Source organism: Rhodococcus sp. GQ147, from assembly GCF_059759155.1.
Genome location: NZ_JCAXDU010000013.1, coordinates 30,427 through 49,081, shown reverse-complemented (window position 1 = coordinate 49,081; position 18,655 = coordinate 30,427). Strand labels below are relative to the sequence as shown.

The 18,655-nt window shown below is 62.1% G+C and carries 17 protein-coding genes; 9 read left to right on the top strand and 8 right to left on the bottom strand.

Annotated features, from left to right (window positions below; genetic code table 11):
* The first annotated feature begins 880 nt into the window (after positions 1-880).
* Positions 881-2,095: a cytochrome P450 gene (locus tag AC6CID_RS15770; protein ID WP_024102186.1), complete on the top strand. Its 1,215-nt coding sequence runs from the start codon at positions 881-883 to the stop codon at positions 2,093-2,095.
* 97 nt (positions 2,096-2,192) lie between these two features.
* Entirely contained in the window at positions 2,193-3,233 is a 1,041-nt protein-coding gene (locus AC6CID_RS15765; RefSeq protein ID WP_039586484.1) for an NADH:ubiquinone reductase (Na(+)-transporting) subunit F, read from the top strand.
* Between the two features lie 602 nt (positions 3,234-3,835).
* Here AC6CID_RS15765 and AC6CID_RS15760 read toward each other — a convergent pair.
* Together AC6CID_RS15760 and AC6CID_RS15755 are read right to left on the bottom strand one after the other, a co-directional pair.
* Entirely contained in the window at positions 3,836-4,018 is a 183-nt protein-coding gene (locus tag AC6CID_RS15760; RefSeq protein WP_138941515.1) for a hypothetical protein, read from the bottom strand.
* A gap of 399 nt (positions 4,019-4,417) precedes the next feature.
* Positions 4,418-5,512, bottom strand: coding sequence for a VOC family protein (locus AC6CID_RS15755; RefSeq protein WP_039586482.1), 1,095 nt, complete (start codon positions 5,510-5,512; stop codon positions 4,418-4,420).
* A gap of 222 nt (positions 5,513-5,734) precedes the next feature.
* Between AC6CID_RS15755 and AC6CID_RS15750 the strand changes: the two genes are divergently transcribed.
* From AC6CID_RS15750 to AC6CID_RS15730, 5 genes are all read left to right on the top strand, one after another.
* The gene (locus AC6CID_RS15750; protein WP_006551041.1) at positions 5,735-6,613 is read left to right on the top strand and encodes an acetaldehyde dehydrogenase (acetylating); all 879 of its coding nucleotides are present in this window, start codon (positions 5,735-5,737) and stop codon (positions 6,611-6,613) included.
* On the top strand, positions 6,610-7,665 hold the full coding sequence (dmpG, locus tag AC6CID_RS15745; RefSeq protein WP_006551042.1) for a 4-hydroxy-2-oxovalerate aldolase: 1,056 nt from the start codon (positions 6,610-6,612) through the stop codon (positions 7,663-7,665). The genes AC6CID_RS15750 and dmpG overlap by 4 nt, the downstream gene beginning before the upstream one ends.
* A gap of 14 nt (positions 7,666-7,679) precedes the next feature.
* The gene (locus AC6CID_RS15740; RefSeq protein WP_019290744.1) at positions 7,680-9,158 is read left to right on the top strand and encodes an aldehyde dehydrogenase; all 1,479 of its coding nucleotides are present in this window, start codon (positions 7,680-7,682) and stop codon (positions 9,156-9,158) included.
* An 87-nt stretch (positions 9,159-9,245) separates the two neighbouring features.
* A complete protein-coding gene (locus AC6CID_RS15735; protein ID WP_039586480.1) occupies positions 9,246-9,998 on the top strand; it encodes an SDR family NAD(P)-dependent oxidoreductase in 753 nt (250 codons plus the stop codon).
* A 25-nt stretch (positions 9,999-10,023) separates the two neighbouring features.
* Positions 10,024-10,449: a tautomerase family protein gene (locus AC6CID_RS15730; protein WP_064060057.1), complete on the top strand. Its 426-nt coding sequence runs from the start codon at positions 10,024-10,026 to the stop codon at positions 10,447-10,449.
* 67 nt (positions 10,450-10,516) lie between these two features.
* On the opposite strand, the gene nphA is transcribed toward AC6CID_RS15730, so the two are convergent.
* Both nphA and AC6CID_RS15720 read right to left on the bottom strand, forming a co-directional pair.
* Complete coding sequence (nphA, locus tag AC6CID_RS15725; protein WP_039586529.1) at positions 10,517-11,044, bottom strand: NADH-dependent flavin reductase; 528 nt, start codon at positions 11,042-11,044, stop codon at positions 10,517-10,519.
* 28 nt (positions 11,045-11,072) lie between these two features.
* Positions 11,073-12,578 carry a 4-hydroxyphenylacetate 3-hydroxylase family protein gene (locus tag AC6CID_RS15720; RefSeq protein ID WP_139192999.1) on the bottom strand — a complete coding sequence of 502 codons (1,506 nt, stop codon included), beginning with the start codon at positions 12,576-12,578 and terminating at the stop codon, positions 11,073-11,075.
* Positions 12,579-12,786: 208 nt separating this feature from the next.
* On the opposite strand from AC6CID_RS15720, the gene AC6CID_RS15715 reads away from it, so the two are divergent.
* Positions 12,787-13,785, top strand: coding sequence for a helix-turn-helix domain-containing protein (locus AC6CID_RS15715; RefSeq protein ID WP_039586476.1), 999 nt, complete (start codon positions 12,787-12,789; stop codon positions 13,783-13,785).
* Between the two features lie 367 nt (positions 13,786-14,152).
* Entirely contained in the window at positions 14,153-15,178 is a 1,026-nt protein-coding gene (locus AC6CID_RS15710; RefSeq protein WP_039586527.1) for a helix-turn-helix domain-containing protein, read from the top strand.
* Positions 15,179-15,592: 414 nt separating this feature from the next.
* On the opposite strand, the gene AC6CID_RS15705 is transcribed toward AC6CID_RS15710, so the two are convergent.
* Genes AC6CID_RS15705 through AC6CID_RS15690 form a run of 4 tightly spaced genes read right to left on the bottom strand, consistent with a single transcriptional unit; the run spans position 15,593 to position 18,232 of the window.
* Positions 15,593-15,790 carry a tautomerase family protein gene (locus AC6CID_RS15705; protein WP_006551052.1) on the bottom strand — a complete coding sequence of 66 codons (198 nt, stop codon included), beginning with the start codon at positions 15,788-15,790 and terminating at the stop codon, positions 15,593-15,595.
* A 2-nt stretch (positions 15,791-15,792) separates the two neighbouring features.
* Positions 15,793-16,581: a 2-keto-4-pentenoate hydratase gene (locus tag AC6CID_RS15700; RefSeq protein WP_037216937.1), complete on the bottom strand. Its 789-nt coding sequence runs from the start codon at positions 16,579-16,581 to the stop codon at positions 15,793-15,795.
* Positions 16,578-17,372 (bottom strand): 2-keto-4-pentenoate hydratase, encoded by a 795-nt coding sequence (locus AC6CID_RS15695; RefSeq protein ID WP_006551054.1) that lies wholly within the window; start codon positions 17,370-17,372, stop codon positions 16,578-16,580. Before AC6CID_RS15695 ends, AC6CID_RS15700 begins: the two co-directional genes overlap by 4 nt.
* Before the next feature lie 35 nt (positions 17,373-17,407).
* Complete coding sequence (locus tag AC6CID_RS15690; protein WP_033097545.1) at positions 17,408-18,232, bottom strand: IclR family transcriptional regulator; 825 nt, start codon at positions 18,230-18,232, stop codon at positions 17,408-17,410.
* Between the last annotated feature and the right edge of the window lie 423 nt (positions 18,233-18,655).

Sequence of the window (18,655 nt, the reverse complement as noted above, 5' to 3'; positions counted from 1 at the left end):
TTTGGCAGACAGTGGGCGCCGCCCCGCGCCCTATTGACATCTCGAGTCGACGGCACAGCCTCCAGATGTGTAGGTGCGTGTCGCACACGATGGAGTGCGACCACCTCGGGGCCAGCTGCTTACTTTTCGACCGGACCCAACAACGAAGCTCAGGGATGCTCCCCGAATCATCCCTGACACGTCTCATTTCCGGTGCAGCCGAAAATGTCCCGACGATTCACCCTTTCCGTTCGGCTATCCCGAACAGTGCGACGCACAGCCGACGATTCCGACCATCCTCGTGACATCAGACACAAACCGACGCGGTTCGGTGAAGTTGGGAAGCCGGATCCTGCGGGCTCATGCCCGACGCTATTCGTGTGCGCGCCGCCACCCGCCGGCCGCCACACCACCTCTCACTCCGCCGCAGGTGACGAAGGAGAACGACGCATGAGTGACCGCCGCGACCGGTTCGATATCCAATCTCTGGCGCACGCGAAACCACTGAGCCTCCAACCCCGGGGAACTGAGATCGTCTTTACGCGGTTTCTAGGCGTGGACGGGGCCCCATAGTGAGGTCCGAGCAGCTTGTCTGCGCTGCTACGAAGATCCGCGCCAGTGACGTCCGAGGATGAACGAGGCCCCTGACATACGACTCGACCGTGCAGCACTTCGTACCAGCTCTCTCGACGCTCTCGAGCGCAGCACACGCTAGCGATCAGGCCCCATCAGACATCCCGATAATCGGCACACCCAACTGACGTTTGTCGCGGCCAGCTCACACAGACATTTACCAGCGCTTCGCTGACCCGACGATCACCTCCGCCTGGCCAACCGAAGCAGCTCACAGCCGCCTCAGCCCGCCTCCCGGCTCAAAGCACCCGAAATCAGAAGGAGCATGATGACTTCCACCCGCAGCTTCATCGACGAAATCACCATCGAGGAGCTCGAGGCCGATCCATACCCGTTCTACGAGCGCCTCCGCAAAGAGGCACCCATTGCCTACGTTCCCGCCCTCGGCATGCACATCGTCTCGACGAAAGAACTGTGTGCTGAGATCTCCAAAGACGACACAACCTGGCCTGCGGTGATCTCCGCTGCCGGCGGCCGCACCTTCGGCCCTCAGGCATTGCTGAATACCAACGGAGACGAGCACCGCAATCTGAGGGACATGGTCGAACCACACCTGCAGCCCTCAGCCGTCGACAAGTACATCGACGATCTCGTCCGACCGTTTGCGCGACAGCGCATTGCCGAGTTCGAGAACGACGGGCACGCGGATATCGTCGCCGCCTACTGCGAGCCGGTGAGTGTCCGCGCACTGGGCGACCTGCTCGGTCTCGGGGATGTCAGCACCGAAAAACTGCGCGAGTGGTTCCACAATCTGAGCGTGTCGTTCACCAATGCGGCAGTCGACGAAAACGGTGAGTTCGCCAACCCCGAAGGGTTCGCCCCCGGCGACCGCGCCAAAGCGGAAATCATCGCGCATGTCGACCCGAAGATCGACAAATGGATCGTCGAACCGGACCATTCAGCCATCTCGCACTGGCTGCACGACGGGATGCCGGAGGGCCAGACCCGCAGTCGCGACGTCATCTACCCCAACCTGTATGTCTTCCTGCTCGGAGCAATGCAGGAGCCCGGTCATGCCATGGCCACGACCTTGGCCGGACTGTTCAGCCGACCGGACCAGCTCGAACGTGTCATCGACGATCCGACTCTGATCCCCCGCGCCGCATCCGAGGGCATGCGCTGGGTTGCCCCGATCTGGTCCGCCGCGGTCAAGCGCGCCGCGAGAGAAGTTACCGTGGGCGGGGTCACGCTTCCTGAGGGTTCAATCGTGATGCTGTCGTACGGTTCGGCCAATCAGGACGAAAACGCGTACAACGCCCCCACCGAATACGACCTCGATCGTGCCCTGGTGCCGAACATGACCTTCGGCGGCGGAAAACACGCATGCGCCGGAACCTATTTCGCCAATGCAGTCGTCCGAATCGGACTCGAAGAATTGCTCGAGGCAATTCCGAACATCGAACGAGACGAAACCCACGAGGTGGACTTTTGGGGATGGGGTTTCCGCGGCCCCAAGCAGCTGTTTGTCGAATGGGAAGTGTAGGCGACCTCGACCTCACCCCTCCTGAATCATCTGCACAGATACGGCGAGCATCGGGAACACCCGAGGTTATCGATATTGAATTGGAGCGCTACCGGAAATGTCTGATCAATATTTGGTCCGTATAGAGGGAAAGAACACGGACATTGCCGTTGAAGAAACCCAATCCATTCTCGATGCTGCCCTGCGGGCCAACGAGTGGCTGCCCCACTCGTGCACTCAGGGAACCTGCGGGACATGCAAACTCAAGGTGCTGCGCGGTGAGGTCGACCACCGCCAGACTCCGGAGTACACCCTGACCGTCGAGGAAAGGGCCGAAGGACTGGCTCTGGGGTGTATGGCCACTCCCCGCTCGGACTTGACCGTCGAGCCGCTCGGCAACGTCAGCGATGACGGCGTGCCTCGTCATCCTCTACGCGACTATGAAGGCACCGTCGTCGTGTTGGACGACATCGCTGCCAACACGCGCAGACTGGTGATCGAGTTGGACACTCCGATGCAGTTCAATGCCGGTCAGTACGCCGAACTCATCGTTCCTGAGCACGCAGGGGCGCGGCAGTACTCGATGGCTAATCCTCCGACCGAGACTCGGCGGCTGGAATTTCACATCAAGCTCACCGCGGGCGGGTTGTCGACCGATGGGTGGATCTTCCGCTCAATGACGCTCGGGGAACGAGTCTCGCTGCGCGGCCCCCTCGGGCAGTTCAATCTCGTCGCGAAACAGGATGAACCGGCGATCTTGATCGGCGGTGGGACGGGGTTGGCTCCACTGAAATCGATCGTCCAACACGCCCTCGTCGAGGACCTCGTCCCAGAACTGTTCCTCTACCACGGCGGCCGCCGGCGGGAAGACCTCTACGATGTCGAATTCTTCCGCGATCTCGAACACCGGCACCCGCATTTCCACTACCGACCCGTTCTCAGCGAGGAGCAGTGGGAAGGGGCAACCGGGCTGGTCACCGATGTCGTGGTCAGCGACTTTCCCTCGTGCAAGGGGATGAGCGCATTCCTTTGCGGCCCACCCGCGATGGTCGATGCGGCGGTCAAGGCACTCAAGCGCAGGCGTATAGCTCCTCGATTGATCTTCCGCGAGGAGTTCGCCATCACGCCCGCAACCAGCACAGCGCCGGCAGTGCTCTGACCTTCAGGATCCACCACGACAAGAGTCTGGGGCAGCGCGTATGTACTCGCTGCCCCAGACTTTGTTCGTTGCCAGTTCATTCGCCCGGGGACGTAACCCGCAGATCTTCCGCAAAGCTGGACCCGAAGGCCGTTCTGTAACCCCGCCCCCGTGAACCGCCGAGCATGCAAGAACCCCAATTGCGCGACTTCAGTGACGTCGGCGGATGCACGGTCCTGCGCGGTTAGGCGTCACCGTATCCAGCTCGCGTCCTCGGATGTTCCGAGTCCCGATTTATCGAGCATGGCAAGTGGCGGGAAATATTGCCTTCAGCCCGAGTAATCCGAGGAGGCTGGCTCGCCCGGCAGCTCGCTCTGCGCTCTGCTGCAGTTCACCAACGGCATCGGTCCATCAGTCTTGACCACCGTGTTCACAGGGAATCGCCCCCCGAACCAGGGGCGGCCATCACCTCGGCCTTCGTCACAATCCTTGGTATCGCGACTGCCGGCCTTTTTCGCATTCCTACCCCTGCCCGCCACAGCTCTAGGCGAGCACAAGCATCTCGTACAGGCCAGTTCTACTGTGCACCAGAGCAATGCACCATCGAATTCGACAGTATGTCTTCACAACTGATGCGGGATACCCACACGAGACATCCTCTCGAGGTCGAGAGCAGACTCGACAGCCTCGATATCAACGGCCTCCATAGGGCGACCGGTCAGCGCTTGCAGCACTACCTCGAGATCGCGTGCGGTCACCGATTCGGTCGTCGAATCTGATACTCGATAACGAATGGGATATTCCATGACATCTCCTGACAGGATAGGGAGACAAGACATCTGGTAGCACTGCTCAACGGACCCAGCTGGGCTGCGACGGTATCCCTGCGAACTTCGCCATCAGCGCCAGCATCCCTTCCCAGGTTGGAGTTGACGCTCAATGCCGTCATCCCGAACCGACACCGATTTCCTTCACAGCAGAGGAAGAACTCGACCGCCCCGGACCTCATTCGAGACCACCCGCCGATGGACATCGCCCCTCAGTCCGTCGATTCGACTACACCAACGGCAATTCTGTATGGGAAGCGCTCCTGTACACACAAAGGTCTCCGATGTGGAGAGTTGTTCAACTCGCTGTCCACATCGGAGACCTCAGGCTCTCAACAACAATCACACGATTGCGGTTGAGCGGGTGCACGATCCCAATCAGGCGGGCGAACCGGAAACCGCCCGCGAGTGGTCGATGTCGTCCGGGATGGCCTGCTCGGCAGCAGCCACATCCGGATCCTCGATCGGCGCGCCGGGACCGAAGTGGGCGAACTTCTCGATGTGCTGATCCAGCGCGAGCGGATTGGGAGTGCCATACGTAAAGTACGTTTCCCACGGCAGCTTCGCACCGCCAACAGCGAGACCGGTATCGATGTCGGACATCTGCCAGGTCTTGGTCTCAGCGTCAGGATCCAGATGCAGATAGCCGGCTTCACCGAACAGCTCGATACGGTTTCCACCGGGCTCGAACACGTACAGGAACTGCCCCTGGGTGATGCCGTGCTTATCCGGACCAGCCTCGATCTGGATGTCATAGTCACGGAACATCTCGACCGCGTCGGCCAGGTGCTGTCCGGTGCCGTAGTAGAACGCCACGTGATGAAGCTTGCCGTTCCCACCGGTCATGTCGCGCATACAGGCAACTTCGTGACCGAGCAGGTTCGAGCTCATCCACGCCCCGATTTCGACGTTGCCGTCGACGACACGTTCAGTGGTCCGGAACCCGAGGTGCTGCTCGAACGATTCCTTGAGCGCGGTGACATTCGACGCCATCAGGTTGAGGTGATCGATGCGCTTGACCGGAATACCCGACAGCGGCTTCTTGGAAGGACGCGAAAGGATCTTGCTCTGCAGTGCCGTCGGGGCGACGTACTTCTCGACCTCCCACAACAACTGCAGGTTGTGTCCATCCGGGGACTGGAACTCGAAGGTCTTGCCGTAACCGAACTGGTCCTCGCTCCACTTACCGTCGACGTTGCCCTGCTCGAGCGATGCCACCCGACGTTCGAGTGCTTCCGGAGAGCTCGCGCGCAGCGCGGCGTGACCCATTCCTGCCTCGGGTGCCTCGGTGACCTTCAAGCTCCACTGGTACGGATCCTCGTAGCCTCGAAGGTATACGGACTGACCCTCCCGATGAGTGACATACATGCCGAGGAACTTGGTGAAGAAGTCGAGCGTCTCCTGCGGCTTGGGAGTGAACAGTTCGGTGCGAGCGAGATGCGCGATATCGAATCGAGCAGTGAGTTCGGTCATGGCTACTCCTGATCTGAGCTGTCCGGGCGAGCTGCACCGGGCTGTGGTGGTGACCACGAGCTTGCGGCGATGTAAACCAGGCAGTCGCTGACATCCGGGATAACCGAACAGGGACGTTCCCGACCGCGCACATGTTCAGGACCACGGGATTTCCGCCTTCCGACCAGCAACCCCTTCCTAGCGTCGAGCCCATTACCCGAGAGTTCAGGGAAGGCCGCACAGATGAGTCGATTGAAAGCTGCGATCGTCGGATCCGGCAACATCGGAACAGACCTGATGTACAAGTTGCTGCGATCCGAGCACGTCGATCCCATGTACATGATCGGTATCGATCCGACCAGCGAGGGGCTCGAACGAGCCCGACAGGAAGGCCTCGAGGCCTCCGCAAAGGGAATCGACTGGTTACTCAACCGGCCCGACCTTCCCGACGTGGTCTTCGAAGCGACATCAGCGAAAGTCCACGCCGCCGCTGCCCCGCGCTACGCCGAAGCCGGCATCCGCGCGATCGATCTGACACCTGCCTCAGTGGGCCCGTACGTGGTGCCGGCCGTGAACCTCAGCACGCACCTGGACGCGCCGAACGTGAACATGGTCAGTTGCGCCGGCCAGGCCACCATCCCGATCCTGTATGCCATCAACGAGGTCGCCGACGCGTCCTACGGCGAGATCGTCGCTGCCATCGCCTCGCACAGCGCCGGACCCGGCACCCGGCAGAACCTCAGCGAGTTCAGCGAGAAAACCGGCAAGGCACTTGCCCAGGTCGCCGGAGCCGATCGCGCCAAGGCCATCTCGGTGATCAACCCAGCCGAACCACCGATGAACATGCGCGACACGGTCTACGCCAAAGTCCGCAACCCCGACCCGGCCGCGATCGAGCGCGCAGTGATCGACATGGTCGCCAAGGTCCAGCAGTACGTCCCCGGCTACACCCTGCGCCTGGTCGACGTCGACGGCGACCAGGTCACCGTCATGCTCGAGGTCGTCGGCGCCGGCGACTTCTTGCCCACCTACGCCGGAAATCTCGACATCATCACCGCCGCCGCCGTGCAGGTCGCCGACGTCATGGCCCAGCGCACCCTCGTCAAGGAAGCAATCCAGTGACCACCACCGCCACCACCGATACACCCCGCAAGGTCACCCTCGTCGACACCACACTGCGCGACGGCATGTCGTCGGTCTCGCATCAGTTCACCACGCAGAACGTCGCCGATATCGCCCGCGGACTCGATCAGGCCGGCATCCCGACCATCGAGGTCGCCCACGGCATCGGCCTCGGCGCCTCGTCCATCCAGTACGGCTTCGCCGCCGCCACCGACCCCGAGTACGTGCGCGCCGCGGTCGACGCCGTCGACAACGCCGACATCGCCGCGCTCTACGTGCCAGGCATCGCTACCCTCGCCGAACTGCAAAGAGCGATCGACGCGGGCATCAAAACCGTCCGGGTAGCGGTGCACTGCACCGAAGCCGACTGCGGCCAGCAACCCATCGAATGGGCGAAAGAACACGGCCTCAACGTCATGACGTTCCTGATGATGAGCCACAAACTCGACCCCGAGCCGCTCGCCGAGCAAGCCGCCAAGCTCGATTCCTACGGCGCCGACGTCGTCTACGTCGTCGACTCTGCCGGCGCCATGGTGCCGCAGCACGCCGGCGAGCGCGTCGCCGCGCTGCGGCAGGCGATCTCCGCCGACATCGGCTTCCACGCCCACAACAACCTCGGGGTCGGTATCGCCAACGCTTTGGCCGCCGCGGAGAACGGGGCGACATTCATCGACGGATCTCTGCGCGGGCTCGGCGCCAGCGCCGGCAACGCCCAGACCGAGGTATTGGCCGCCGCGTTCGAACGAGCCGGCTGGGACACCGGCGTCGACCTGTTCACACTCATCGACACCGCCGAGCACATCGTCGCGCCGCTGATGAAAGAACCCCAGATCGTCGACGAGACCGCACTGATCCTCGGCTACGCCGGTGTCTACTCGACATTCTTCCACCCCACCAAACGCGCCGCGAAGAAATTCGGTGTCTCCACCCGCGACATCCTGATCGAACTCGGCCGACGCGGTGTCATCGGCGGCCAGGAGGACATGATCATCGACGTCGCTTCCGAGCTCGCCGGCCGCACCTACGAACTCCCGGCCCGCGCCGGAGTCTGACACAGGAGACTGTCATGACCCACACCCACAACGCACCGTCGACCACACAGGTCCGTCATCTCATCGGCGGCGAATGGAAGCACGCATCGGACGGAGCAACTTTCGAATCGATCGATCCGCACGACGGGTCGCTACTCGGTGTCGTACCCAAGGGCACCGCCGAAGACGGACAAGCTGCGATCACCGCCGCCCGCCACGCCTTCGACAGCGGGCCCTGGCCACAGATGTCGCCGAAGGAACGCGCAAAGATCCTGCACGCGGTCGCCGACAAGGTCGACGAGCACCGCGAAGAACTCGCCCAGCTCGAAACCCGCGACGGCGGTAAGGGCATCAACCAGTCCCTGCACGCCGAAATCCCGCGCGTGGCGCACAACCTGCGGTTCTTCGCCGACTACGCGTCGATGGCCGCCAACGAGGCCTACCCCGACGGGGATCTGCTGTCCTACGTGCTCTACCCGCCTGCCGGCGTGGTCTCGGCGATCAGCCCCTGGAACGCACCCCTGATGCTGGCCACCTGGAAGATCGCGCCCGCCCTGGCGTTCGGTAACACCGCAATCCTCAAACCGGCACCCCAAACCCCACTGACTGCACACCGCTTCGCCGAACTCGCACTCGAAGCCGGACTGCCCGACGGAGTACTCAACGTAGTACACGGTTTCGGTGGCGAAGCCGTCGCCGGCCCGCTGACCTCCGATCCGCGAGTCGACCGGATCACCTTCACCGGGTCGAGTGCCACAGGAGTCAAGATCCTTCAGGCAGCAGCACCCAACCACACGCCGGTCTCGGCCGAGATGGGCGGAAAGTCCGCAAACATCATCTTCGCCGACGCCGACCTCGACGTGGCCGTACCGATGTCGATCCGTGCGATCTTCGGCGGCAACGGACAGGTGTGCCTGGCCGGATCCCGACTGCTCGTGCAGAACAGCATCATGGACGAGTTCCTCGAGCGGTTCGTCGACGAGGCGAACAAGCTCAGCGTCGGCGATCCGAAGGATCCGTCGAACTTCATCGGCCCGCTCATCGAACAACGCCATCTCGACAAAGTCCACGGCTATGTCGAACTCGCGCAGCAGGAAGGCGGGAAAGTCGTCACCGGCGGCGCCCGTCTGGCCGGCGACGCCCACGCCAAGGGCTTCTACTATCCCCCCACCGTCATCACTGGGCTGACCAATGACTCCCGGACCGCGCAAGAGGAGATCTTCGGGCCCGTCGAAACCGTCCTGGGTTTCGACACAGAAGACGAGGCACTGCGCATCGCCAACGACTCACGCTATGGCCTGGCCGGGATGCTGTTCACCCAGAACCTCGACCGCGCCCACCGGATGGCCGCGCGCTGGAAGGCCGGCACCGTATGGATCAACTGCTTCTTCGAACGCGACCTGCGTCTCCCCTTCGGAGGCGAAGGCGCCAGCGGCCTGGGACGTGAAGGCGGTCAGTACTCCCGCGACTTCTTCACCGAACCGCGCGCCGTGACCCTTCGGCTGCGCGGCTGATCCGGTCCTTCGACTCATCCACGTGGGCGGCCGGTGCAGTAGGTGCTGCACCGGCCGTCCCCGCTTCTCCCCGAGGAGTAATCACCCGTGACCTGCCCCAAGTTGTGTGTCGTCGTCGGCGCCACCGGTGCGATGGGCACCGAGTTCACCCGACGCCTGGTCCGTCGAGGCCTACGCGTGATCGCGGTCGCGCGCAACGCCGAAGACCTCAAAACCCTTGCAGCCGAAAACAACCTGATCATCCCCTGTGTCACCGACATCAGCGACGACAGTGCGATCGAGGCGATCTCCGCCTATGTCGACGCGCCGATCCGGCTGGCCGTGTTCGCCGCGGGTCTGCCGGTACGTGGTTCCGCCGACACCATCAGCCCCGGCGAGCTTGCTGTAGGGGCGAACATCAAGGTCGGCGGGCTGGTACGGCTGCTGCACGCAGTCCGCGGCCAGCTGGTCCCCGGATCGCGATTCGTCGCCGTCGCCGGATCGCTCGGTTTCGAACCCGGCCCGCTCGACGCCGCGCCGGGCACCGTCAACGCCGCAGTGTTCAATCTGATGCGCCAGCTCAGCGCCCTGTACGGACCGAAGGGCATCACCACACACACCATCGCGCCCGGCCCGGTCGACACGCCACGGCTCCGCAAATTCGTCGAAACCGAAGCAGCCGAGACCGGCCGCGATCTCGACACCATTTGGGAGCGCTACCGCGCCAAGACCACGCTCGGCCGGTTACCGACGCTGGACGAGCTCGGCTGGGTCCTCGAGATGCTGCTCGCCCCCGAGGCGAGCGTGCTGCACGGCAGCGTCCTCAACGTCGACGCCGGCACACGCCACGGCGTCCAATAGAGCACCACTCCCGAAAGGCCCTCTCATGCCTGTTGCACATTTCCATCTGCTCGACGGACGGTTCACCGTCGAGCAGCGGCACCGTCTGCTTGTCGAGGCGAGCCACTGCTATTCGGAGGTTCTCGACTCCCCGCTCGAGCGAGTTCGGACCTTCATCGTCCGCTACACCACCGATGATGTCGCGGTCGCCGGCGCGGTTGCCTCCGAGAGCAGCACGGCTGCACCGTACTTTACAGCCATCGTGCTGGCGGGTCGTCCTCGCGCACAGCGCGAGGAGCTCGCGGCCCGGTTCACCGACCTGATCGTCGATTTACTCGGGGTGCCGCGTTCGGCCGTCCGTGGTCGGATCATCGAGGTGGACCCGGCGAACTGGTTCATCGGCGGCCACTCAGCAGCGGGGGTACGCGCCGACGAGATCGCCGCTCGCGCGGACAGCGGATCGTCCATCTGATCTACCCGACACCGCAAGGGGGTGGGATCGACCTTCGGCAATCCCACCCCCTGTCCGAGGGGTTTACTCAGAACCCCCACGGGTCGTCGCGCAGCAACTCGAGCGACCGGAAGCTACCGGTGTAGAAGACGAGCGGATGTCCGTCGTCATACCACAGTTGCTCCACTCGGCCCACGTACAACATGTGGTCACCGGCGGGATACGAGGCGTCCACCGAACAGGCCAGGTGCACCAGCGCGCCTTCGAGGAGAGGAACCTCCCGGCGCCAGACGAATCGCACCAGATCGGGTTGATGGGCAGCTCCTGCGAAGTGCAGTGACAACGGCTCCTGATCTGTCGCCAGGATCGAAACACCGTACTTGCCGGTCTTGTTGATCCGCTCGTTCATCTTGGCTCGGTTCGCGATGGATATCAGAACAAGCGGGGGGTCGAGCGAAACGGAGGTGAATGCGTTGGCCGTCATACCGTGCACCGACGCGTCGTCCTCGCTTTCGGCGGTGGTGACGATGGTGACGCCGCTGGCGAACCGGCCGAGGGCCTTCCGCATCTGTAGGGGTGTGACCTCGATTCCGCCGTTCGGGGTGTTGTCGGTCATGGTCGTGCTCGTCATCGTCGCGTCCCGTTCAACCACGCACGATCTTCAGATCATCATTGCTGATCAAGTCCGGACGTGTCCACCCGTCGACGTTGTACTCGGACATGCACTTCTCGGCGAAGCCTTTGAGCTCGGTATCCAGTCCCTGGGCCTGGTAGGCGAACAATGTCTGGAAGCGGACGGCCTCGTGGTCGCCACCGTAGTTGCGCTCGTACAGCTCGTGCCGACCTCCGAACTCGGTGCCCACGGCATCCCACAGCAGCTTGAGCAGCTGCACACGATCGATCGCGGTGATGCCGTTGGACCCGCGCACGTACTGGTCGAGGTAGGGCCGGATGTCGGGGTTACCCCAGTCGCTCGAATGCGAATTCAGGTAGATCAAGCTGCTACCGAGCGTCTGCTGGATGATCTCCTTGATCCGCGGATAGCCCACCCCCATGAACGTGCGATAGGCCAGACCGTAGTTCAGGTTCGGCTGCACAGCCCCGTTCACCCACTCATCGGGAGACTTGGCCATCGCATCCGACAAGCCCCAGAACATATCGCGCCAGTTGAGGATCTCGCCGATCTGCATCTGGACACCACGAAAATTGTTGGTACCTGTCGTCTCCACCGCCTTCAGAACACAGCCGGCGATGAAGTCGAGCTTGACCGCCAAGCGTGCACAACCATGGAACATGAACCGAGCCATGAACCCGGACTTCGTCACAAATCCGTTCGTGGTGTCCGCGTCATAGGCAAACACGTTCTCCCACGGAACCAGCACACGATCGAACACCATGATCGCGTCGTTCTCGTCGAAGCGGCTCGACAAGGGATTATCGAACGGGCTGCCCATCACTGCAGCGTTCATCTCGTAGGACGTCCGACAGAACAGCTTCAAGCCCGGCGAGTCCATCGGAATAGTGAAGATCAACCCGAACTTCTTGTTGCGCAGCGGAAGTCCATAATGGGCGATGAAATTGGCATTGGTGATCGCAGACCCGGTCGCCACCACTTTGGCGCCGGAAACGATCACGCCGGCGTCGGTTTCCTCCACCACATGTACGCAGATGTCCGCGGTCTCGTCGGCAGGCTTATCACGGTCGATGGGCGGATTGACGATCGCGTGATTGAGATAGAGCACCCGCTCCTGCGCCTTCTTGTACCAGTCGAGTGCGTTCTGCCTGTACTCACCGTAGAAGTCCGCGTTGGCACCGAGGGTCCCGAGGAAAGAGGCCTTGTAGTCGGGCGACCGGCCCATCCACCCGTACACCTCACGTTGCCACGCGACGATCGCGTCGCGGGACAGAAGAAGATCGTCGGAACTGTGGGCGGTCTTGAAGAACGGGTGCGTGAATCCACCGTTACCCGTATCGGTCGGCACCGCCAGCACCCCCTGGGCTTCGGGGGTATGAAGCGCGTCGTACATCCGAGCGATCGAGCGAACCGAATTCCGGAAAGCCGGATGAGTCGTGACATCCGGGACACGTTCTCCGCGGAAATACACTTCGCGTCCATCCTTCAAGGACTCGATGTACTCCGCGCCGGTCATCGGCCGGACATCGTTGGGGGTTCCGGTGGAGGTCTCGAGAATAGTTGGCGTCGTCACGTGCTCACTCCTGTTGTCGAGCTCAGACCGAGACGGTGTTCTCGGCCGATGCGAATCCAGGCGCCGCTCCGAGGCAATTCCGCACTCGACGGTCCGTACAGAGCCAGCTCCCTGTGACACGGAACACTAGATTCCGGAGGTACCGATAAACATGACTGAGCGCGAACGATGGAGTGACTCCACGCGTAAATCCACCAAACCCACTGTGGTATCTCTCGATACGCGAGGGCTCGACTCCACGGAAGGCCGTAATCTGTGGGCGAACACAGTCGGCACCCTCTATTGCGAGTCGGACGTGGCATGGCCCAATCCACGCCAACCGTTCATCGCAGAATGGGGCGGTCATCCCATCGGAGAACTGCATGTCAGCACGATGCGCGCGGACGTCCACTCGGTCATCCGTTCGCCGGCGATGGTGCGTTCGGACGACGCGGGAGACTTCCTCGTGTTGGTGGTGACCGACGGTAACGTCCGCGTCACCCAAAACGGACGCAGCGGAGTTCTCGAGCAGGGATCGTTCGCGTTACTGGACTGCGCCGCCCCGTTCGAATTCGAAGCCGAGTCGAATTTTCGTCAGGTCGTCATCGACACTCCCAGACCCCTGCTCGAAGCGCGGTTACCCCAGCGAGTACTCGAGCAGGGAACCGGGCTGCCCATCAGTGGGATCTCGGGAACGGGCCGACTCGTGAGCAGGTTCCTCCTCGACGTCGCCGAACAGGACCGGACACTGCCGACGAGGTCAGCGGTCTCGATATCATCCGTCGCTCTCGACCTGCTGGTCACCGCCCTCACCGACAGCGCCACCGAGACCGACCCGACGAAGATCAGTCACGCGCGTGATCTGGCCGAAGTGCAGCGGATCGTCGAGCGACAGCTACACGATCCCGCTTTATCACTATCCAGGGTCGCTGCAGAAGTGGGGATGTCTGTGCGACACATTCAGAACCTCTTCCGTGAGCAAGGCACGGCCCCTCGCGCCTGGCTGTACCGCACACGGGTGGAGCGAGCACGTAAGTACCTCCTGAGCACCGATCTGACAGTCGCCGAAGTGAGTGAGCAATCAGGCTTTCGCGATGTGTCCCATTTCAGCCGCACATTCCGCGCCGCATACGGTTCCAGCCCTGGCCGTTATCGAACCGAACACCGCTGACCTACACAGGTGGCCCGATTCGCTCCGGGTCACCTCCGCGGCTCATGCCGACAGTCGAGCCGGTCCTGCGCCCTCTACCGCGAACTCTTCCGTCGAGACAGTTCGCGAGATCGACACCAGATGCATGCCGACTACGCGGACGTAGGACACGGGTGCTTCGCGGCGAAGTCGAGCGTCATGGGGTTCCGGTCGGTGTCACTCCTTCAGGTGATCCAATCGCCCCAGGCGGAGCAGCGCGGGTCACGATCTACTCCGTTCGGGACGAGTGCGGACGCGGAAGCTGTGGGCGTGACTCCGGGGAGCGAATACCTCCTATATTCGAAGCCGGTGTGATCTGCAACACTAGGATATGGAGGTGAGCAGCGACATGACCGACAGTGCACAGAACAATGACTCCGATTGCACCGACAAGGGCAGCGCCAAGGTCGTAATCAGCACACGCGAGCTCGAATCGAGCGAGGTACGTTCGCGGTGGGTAGACACACTCGACTCGACATACTGCGAACTCGACGTCGACTGGCCTGACATATCGGACTCGTTCGGGGCGGAACTATCGGTGCGTCCCTTCGTCGACGTCACAGTCAGTGTCGTACGCGCAGACCCACACACAGTAATCCGCACCCCGAACATGATCTCGTCCGATCCCAACGACGACTACCTACTGTGCTTGATCACGAGCGGTACAGCGGTCATCGGTCAACACTCTCGGTCCGCAAAGCTCGAAAGCGGGGCGTTCGGAATCCTCGACTCATCGGCGCCGTTCATCGTCGACGCCCAGACCGAGTTCGAGCAGATTGTCGTCCGCGCGCCGCGCGCGGTGTTTGCGCCACATCTTCCCCTGGAAGCCGTAGCGGAGATTACCGGTGAAGGTTTTTCCGGCCACAGCGGCATCAGCCGATACGTCTCTCGCCTATTCGTCGACATGGCAACTGACGACTCCCTTCTTTCGCCCAACTCCTCAGCCTCCGTTGCCGCGTGCGCGATGGACCTACTCGTATCCGCCATCAGTGAACGCACAACTCCGTTCAACACCACCAAACGAGTTCACAACAAGGACTTTCGAGTCATACAGCAGGCAATGCAACGACACATGACAGACCCCGACTACTCGATCAGCGACCTTGCAGCCGAACTGGGAATGTCCGTGCGGTACATCCACAAACTATTCAGCGCAGCAGGCACGACACCACGCACATGGCTGAATCAACAGCGGCTCGAGCGAGCTCGCAAACTCTTGCTGAGCACCGACGCCACGATCTCTACCATCAGCGTCCGCGTAGGTTTCCGCGATGTCTCGCATTTCAGTCGAGCGTTCCGACGTCGCTTCGGGACCAGCCCACTGCATTTCCGCATGCAGCAACTCGGCACCAGCACCAGCAGCGACAACGGGTGACCAGACCGCCACGTTCTGACCTGTAGCCGTCATCGTGTATTCAATAGCGGTTTTCGAACTCCCGCAACGGTGTTCAGCAACCGCCGGTAAGCTGTTGAGCAATCTCGTCTACCCGGCGTGCTGGCGCGTCCGCAAATCGGACGCGCCAGCACCAGCGTTGAATCTCGCCGACTCCCTCGTAGATTTCCGACGGTCTCGCCTGCGACGTCCAACCGCAGCCATCTGCGACGTTGCTCGTCTGTCCCCGGTCAAGGCATTGCCGGCGACGACGTGCCGTCGTCATAGCGACTCCCCGAACGAGAAAAGGAACAGGGCAGTCCGCCCCAACTCCGGTCTACGTGTCCCTTGCACTCATCGTCTTGTCCCGACTCGCTTGCATTGACACGAGAATCGTTCGGGAGAATCAAACGAAAGTCATTGAGCAGGAGATCGTTCTGCAATCGTCACATCACCGGCGGCAAAGTGAGTAGCCGGAACTTCACGCAGCACCACCCGAATGTTGCTCAACGGCGCGTCCACGGCCCGCTGGGCGGCAAAGGTGAGTTCATGTATCAGTGCGCGGAGCTGTTCGGGCGAACGCCCTGCGGAAATAGTCACCTCGATGAACGGCATCATCAGCCTCCTGACACATTTACGGTACCGAGATGAGTGAAGTGAGCAGCGATCCGCGCCCCCGGCCGGACCGGAACCGCATCCGTCATCCCCCCGGTGAGGATCACCCAGCCCGGCTCGATCGCCAGGCCACGCTCGGCGAGGGTGTTCGCCGCGAAAGCCAGCGCCTCCGCGGGATGGCCGTGCACAGCAGCTCCTGTCGCCGAATCGACGATCTCACCGTCCACTTCGAGCAAGCAGGCTTCGAGACCGAGGTCCAGCGAGTCCGGCCGCACACTGATGGGACCGGTGACGTACCGGCCGGACGAATTGTTGTCCGCGACAGCATCCATCATGGAGAACTTGTAACCCGAGAACCGGCTGTCGATGATTTCGATCGCACCGACCACATGGTCGACCGCCGCGAGCGCAGTCGCCGCCGAGACCCCGGGCCCTTCGAGTCGACGTCCCATGACGAACGCAATCTCCGGTTCGGCACGCGCGTGGATCATCTTCTCCCGGGGCACCGGCTCACCGATCGGAAGGATCATCGCGTCCGTCAACCACGCCGTCGACGGCGAGTCGACTCCCACCTGACGCTGCTTCGCCTTGGAGGTCACACCCAGTTTGACACCGGTGACCCTCTCCCCCCGCGAGATCCGCATTTGCAGCGCAATATCTTGAGCCTCATATGCCGCGGCCAGATCGAGACCGTCCCATTCTGCGAGAATCGACGTCTGCGCGACGCCGCTATCCTCCGCTCGTATAAGAACATCGGCCACTTTGGCCGGGCTCCATAGTTGCTCGGTCACTGTTCGTCCTTTCCGCCGAGCACGGCGGTGACGGTGCCGAGCCCACTGATAGTCGCAACGATGGAATCGCCGGGTGCGACAGGATACGCACCGGTCATCGAGCCGGGCAGCACCACGTGCCCCGGCTCGAGGGTCACGCCGAGCGGACCTACCGTGTTGGCCAGCCACACCAGCGCACTGAGCGGTGACCCGAGAACTGCGCCACCGGCACCGGTTGCGACGAGCTCGCCGTTGATGTGCAGGTTACAGCCAGCCAGACGCAGATCCAGCTGGTCCAACGAGACCGGGCAACTGCCGAGTATGACCCCGCCGGATGAAGCGTTGTCGGCGATGGTGTCGAAAATTCCGATCTTCCAATCCTTGATCCGCGAATCCACAATCTCCAGCGCAGGCAGGACGAAATCCACTGCCCGCGCTGCCTCTGCGGCAGTCACGCCTGGGCCGACCAGTGGACGACCAAGGACGAATGCAATCTCCGGTTCGATACGCGGTTGCAGAAATGTGCCGCTGGCGATGGGATGGTGCTCCAGATGAAACATGCTCTGGGTGAGATGCCCGAAGTCGGGCTGGTCGACCCCCATCTGTCGCTGAATTGCTCGCGACGCGAGGCCTACCTTGTGTCCCTTGACGACATCGCCGGCCGATGTCCACTGCTCTACTTGCGCCTGCTGGATGCGGTATGCCACTTCTAGGGACGCGTCGGGATACTCGGGCGTCAGCGGGGCGATCGGCTCGGCGGTGCGATACGCGTCGAGCAGACGATCCGCTGCCTTCTGAACAGCAATATCCATAGTTCCTCGGTTGTGTCGTGCGGTTGATACAGATGTCAGGACGCTCGGGGACAGCTACCGACCGGCTCCAGCGATGGGTGGTTCCGGGATTCGAGTGGAACGATGTCCGCCGCCTCGGCAATAGAGCGAGTGATCTTGTTGGCGGCAGCGATCACAGCACGCTCGAGTTGAGCTCGCCGCGAAGCGAATCGGGTGGCCGGAACACTTATGCTCACTGCAGCAACCACCGAACCCATGTCGTCTCGTACCGGTGCGGCGACACAGTGCACCTCCGACACCGTCTCGCCCATGTCCACCGCGACACCAGCCATGCGAGTCATTTCGAGAGCATCGGCGAGCGCATGCGGACTCGTAGTCGTCGACGGTGTCAATCGACGTAACGGACGCGCTGTCAAGTACCGCTGCAATTCAGTCTTGTCGAGTTGCGCGAGCAGGACCTTGCCCACAGCTGTGGAGTGGGCATCGAGCCGGGTGCCCACTCGAGCCCCCTGCACGGTGATGTTGTGCGTACCGATCACCTTGTCGACGTAGAGGACACTCCAGCGTTCCATGATGGCCAGGTGTGTCGTTTCTCCATAGTTTTCGACCAGCTCTTCCAACACAGGAGCGGAACAGGAACGTACGTCCACAGTGCTGCGGAGTGTTTCCCCCAATTCGACGATGCGCCAGCCGAGCCGGTATCGGCCGCGATTCCGGCACTGCAACAACCCGGTGTCGACGAGACTGGCCAGCAATGCATGAGCACTCGACCGAGGCACGTCGATGGCCGCTGCAACTTCGGAAACACCCCATTCCGGACGCTGAACTGTGAACAGATCGAGCACCGGACCAATCTTTTGCACTGTTTGCAGACCAGCCACGCCGACAGCCACCTTTCAAAGTTCATCTGGATGACGGTTGAGCAACCCCGTCGCATCGCTGTGAGGTGGAACACTAGGTGGCCGAGCAGAGAACGAACATGTCCTGAAGCGCACGAATGAATGACCTCGAGCGCACGAGTTCACGACCGACAGCCCACCAACCGCGACCTTCGATCCCCCGAGGCGCACAGATATCTCGGCCCGCGTGTCGCTTCCCTCGTCTCCGCTGACCGGATCGAACCATGTGGTAGCTGCGGTTGCCTACCGCCATCCTCGTCCGTGGCCCATCTCAGGAGCAGGACACCACCGACGCCACGCCTATCACGGCCGAATGCCGGGATAGAACTCGAGAACGTCACCTATTTATCAGGCAATACAAGATAAGGTGCTATTTTCACTTACGCTTGTAAAGCGTCAGCGACG

Coding starts and splice junctions, on each gene's coding strand:
- AC6CID_RS15770 (WP_024102186.1), top strand. CDS start 881: ATGACTTCCACCCGCAGCTTCATCGACGAAATCACCATCGAGGAGCTC.
- AC6CID_RS15765 (WP_039586484.1), top strand. CDS start 2,193: ATGTCTGATCAATATTTGGTCCGTATAGAGGGAAAGAACACGGACATT.
- AC6CID_RS15760 (WP_138941515.1), bottom strand. CDS start 4,018: ATGGAATATCCCATTCGTTATCGAGTATCAGATTCGACGACCGAATCG.
- AC6CID_RS15755 (WP_039586482.1), bottom strand. CDS start 5,512: ATGACCGAACTCACTGCTCGATTCGATATCGCGCATCTCGCTCGCACC.
- AC6CID_RS15750 (WP_006551041.1), top strand. CDS start 5,735: ATGAGTCGATTGAAAGCTGCGATCGTCGGATCCGGCAACATCGGAACA.
- AC6CID_RS15740 (WP_019290744.1), top strand. CDS start 7,680: ATGACCCACACCCACAACGCACCGTCGACCACACAGGTCCGTCATCTC.
- AC6CID_RS15730 (WP_064060057.1), top strand. CDS start 10,024: ATGCCTGTTGCACATTTCCATCTGCTCGACGGACGGTTCACCGTCGAG.
- nphA (WP_039586529.1), bottom strand. CDS start 11,044: ATGACCGACAACACCCCGAACGGCGGAATCGAGGTCACACCCCTACAG.
- AC6CID_RS15720 (WP_139192999.1), bottom strand. CDS start 12,578: ATGACCGGCGCGGAGTACATCGAGTCCTTGAAGGATGGACGCGAAGTG.
- AC6CID_RS15715 (WP_039586476.1), top strand. CDS start 12,787: ATGACTGAGCGCGAACGATGGAGTGACTCCACGCGTAAATCCACCAAA.
- AC6CID_RS15710 (WP_039586527.1), top strand. CDS start 14,153: ATGACCGACAGTGCACAGAACAATGACTCCGATTGCACCGACAAGGGC.
- AC6CID_RS15705 (WP_006551052.1), bottom strand. CDS start 15,790: ATGCCGTTCATCGAGGTGACTATTTCCGCAGGGCGTTCGCCCGAACAG.
- AC6CID_RS15695 (WP_006551054.1), bottom strand. CDS start 17,372: ATGGATATTGCTGTTCAGAAGGCAGCGGATCGTCTGCTCGACGCGTAT.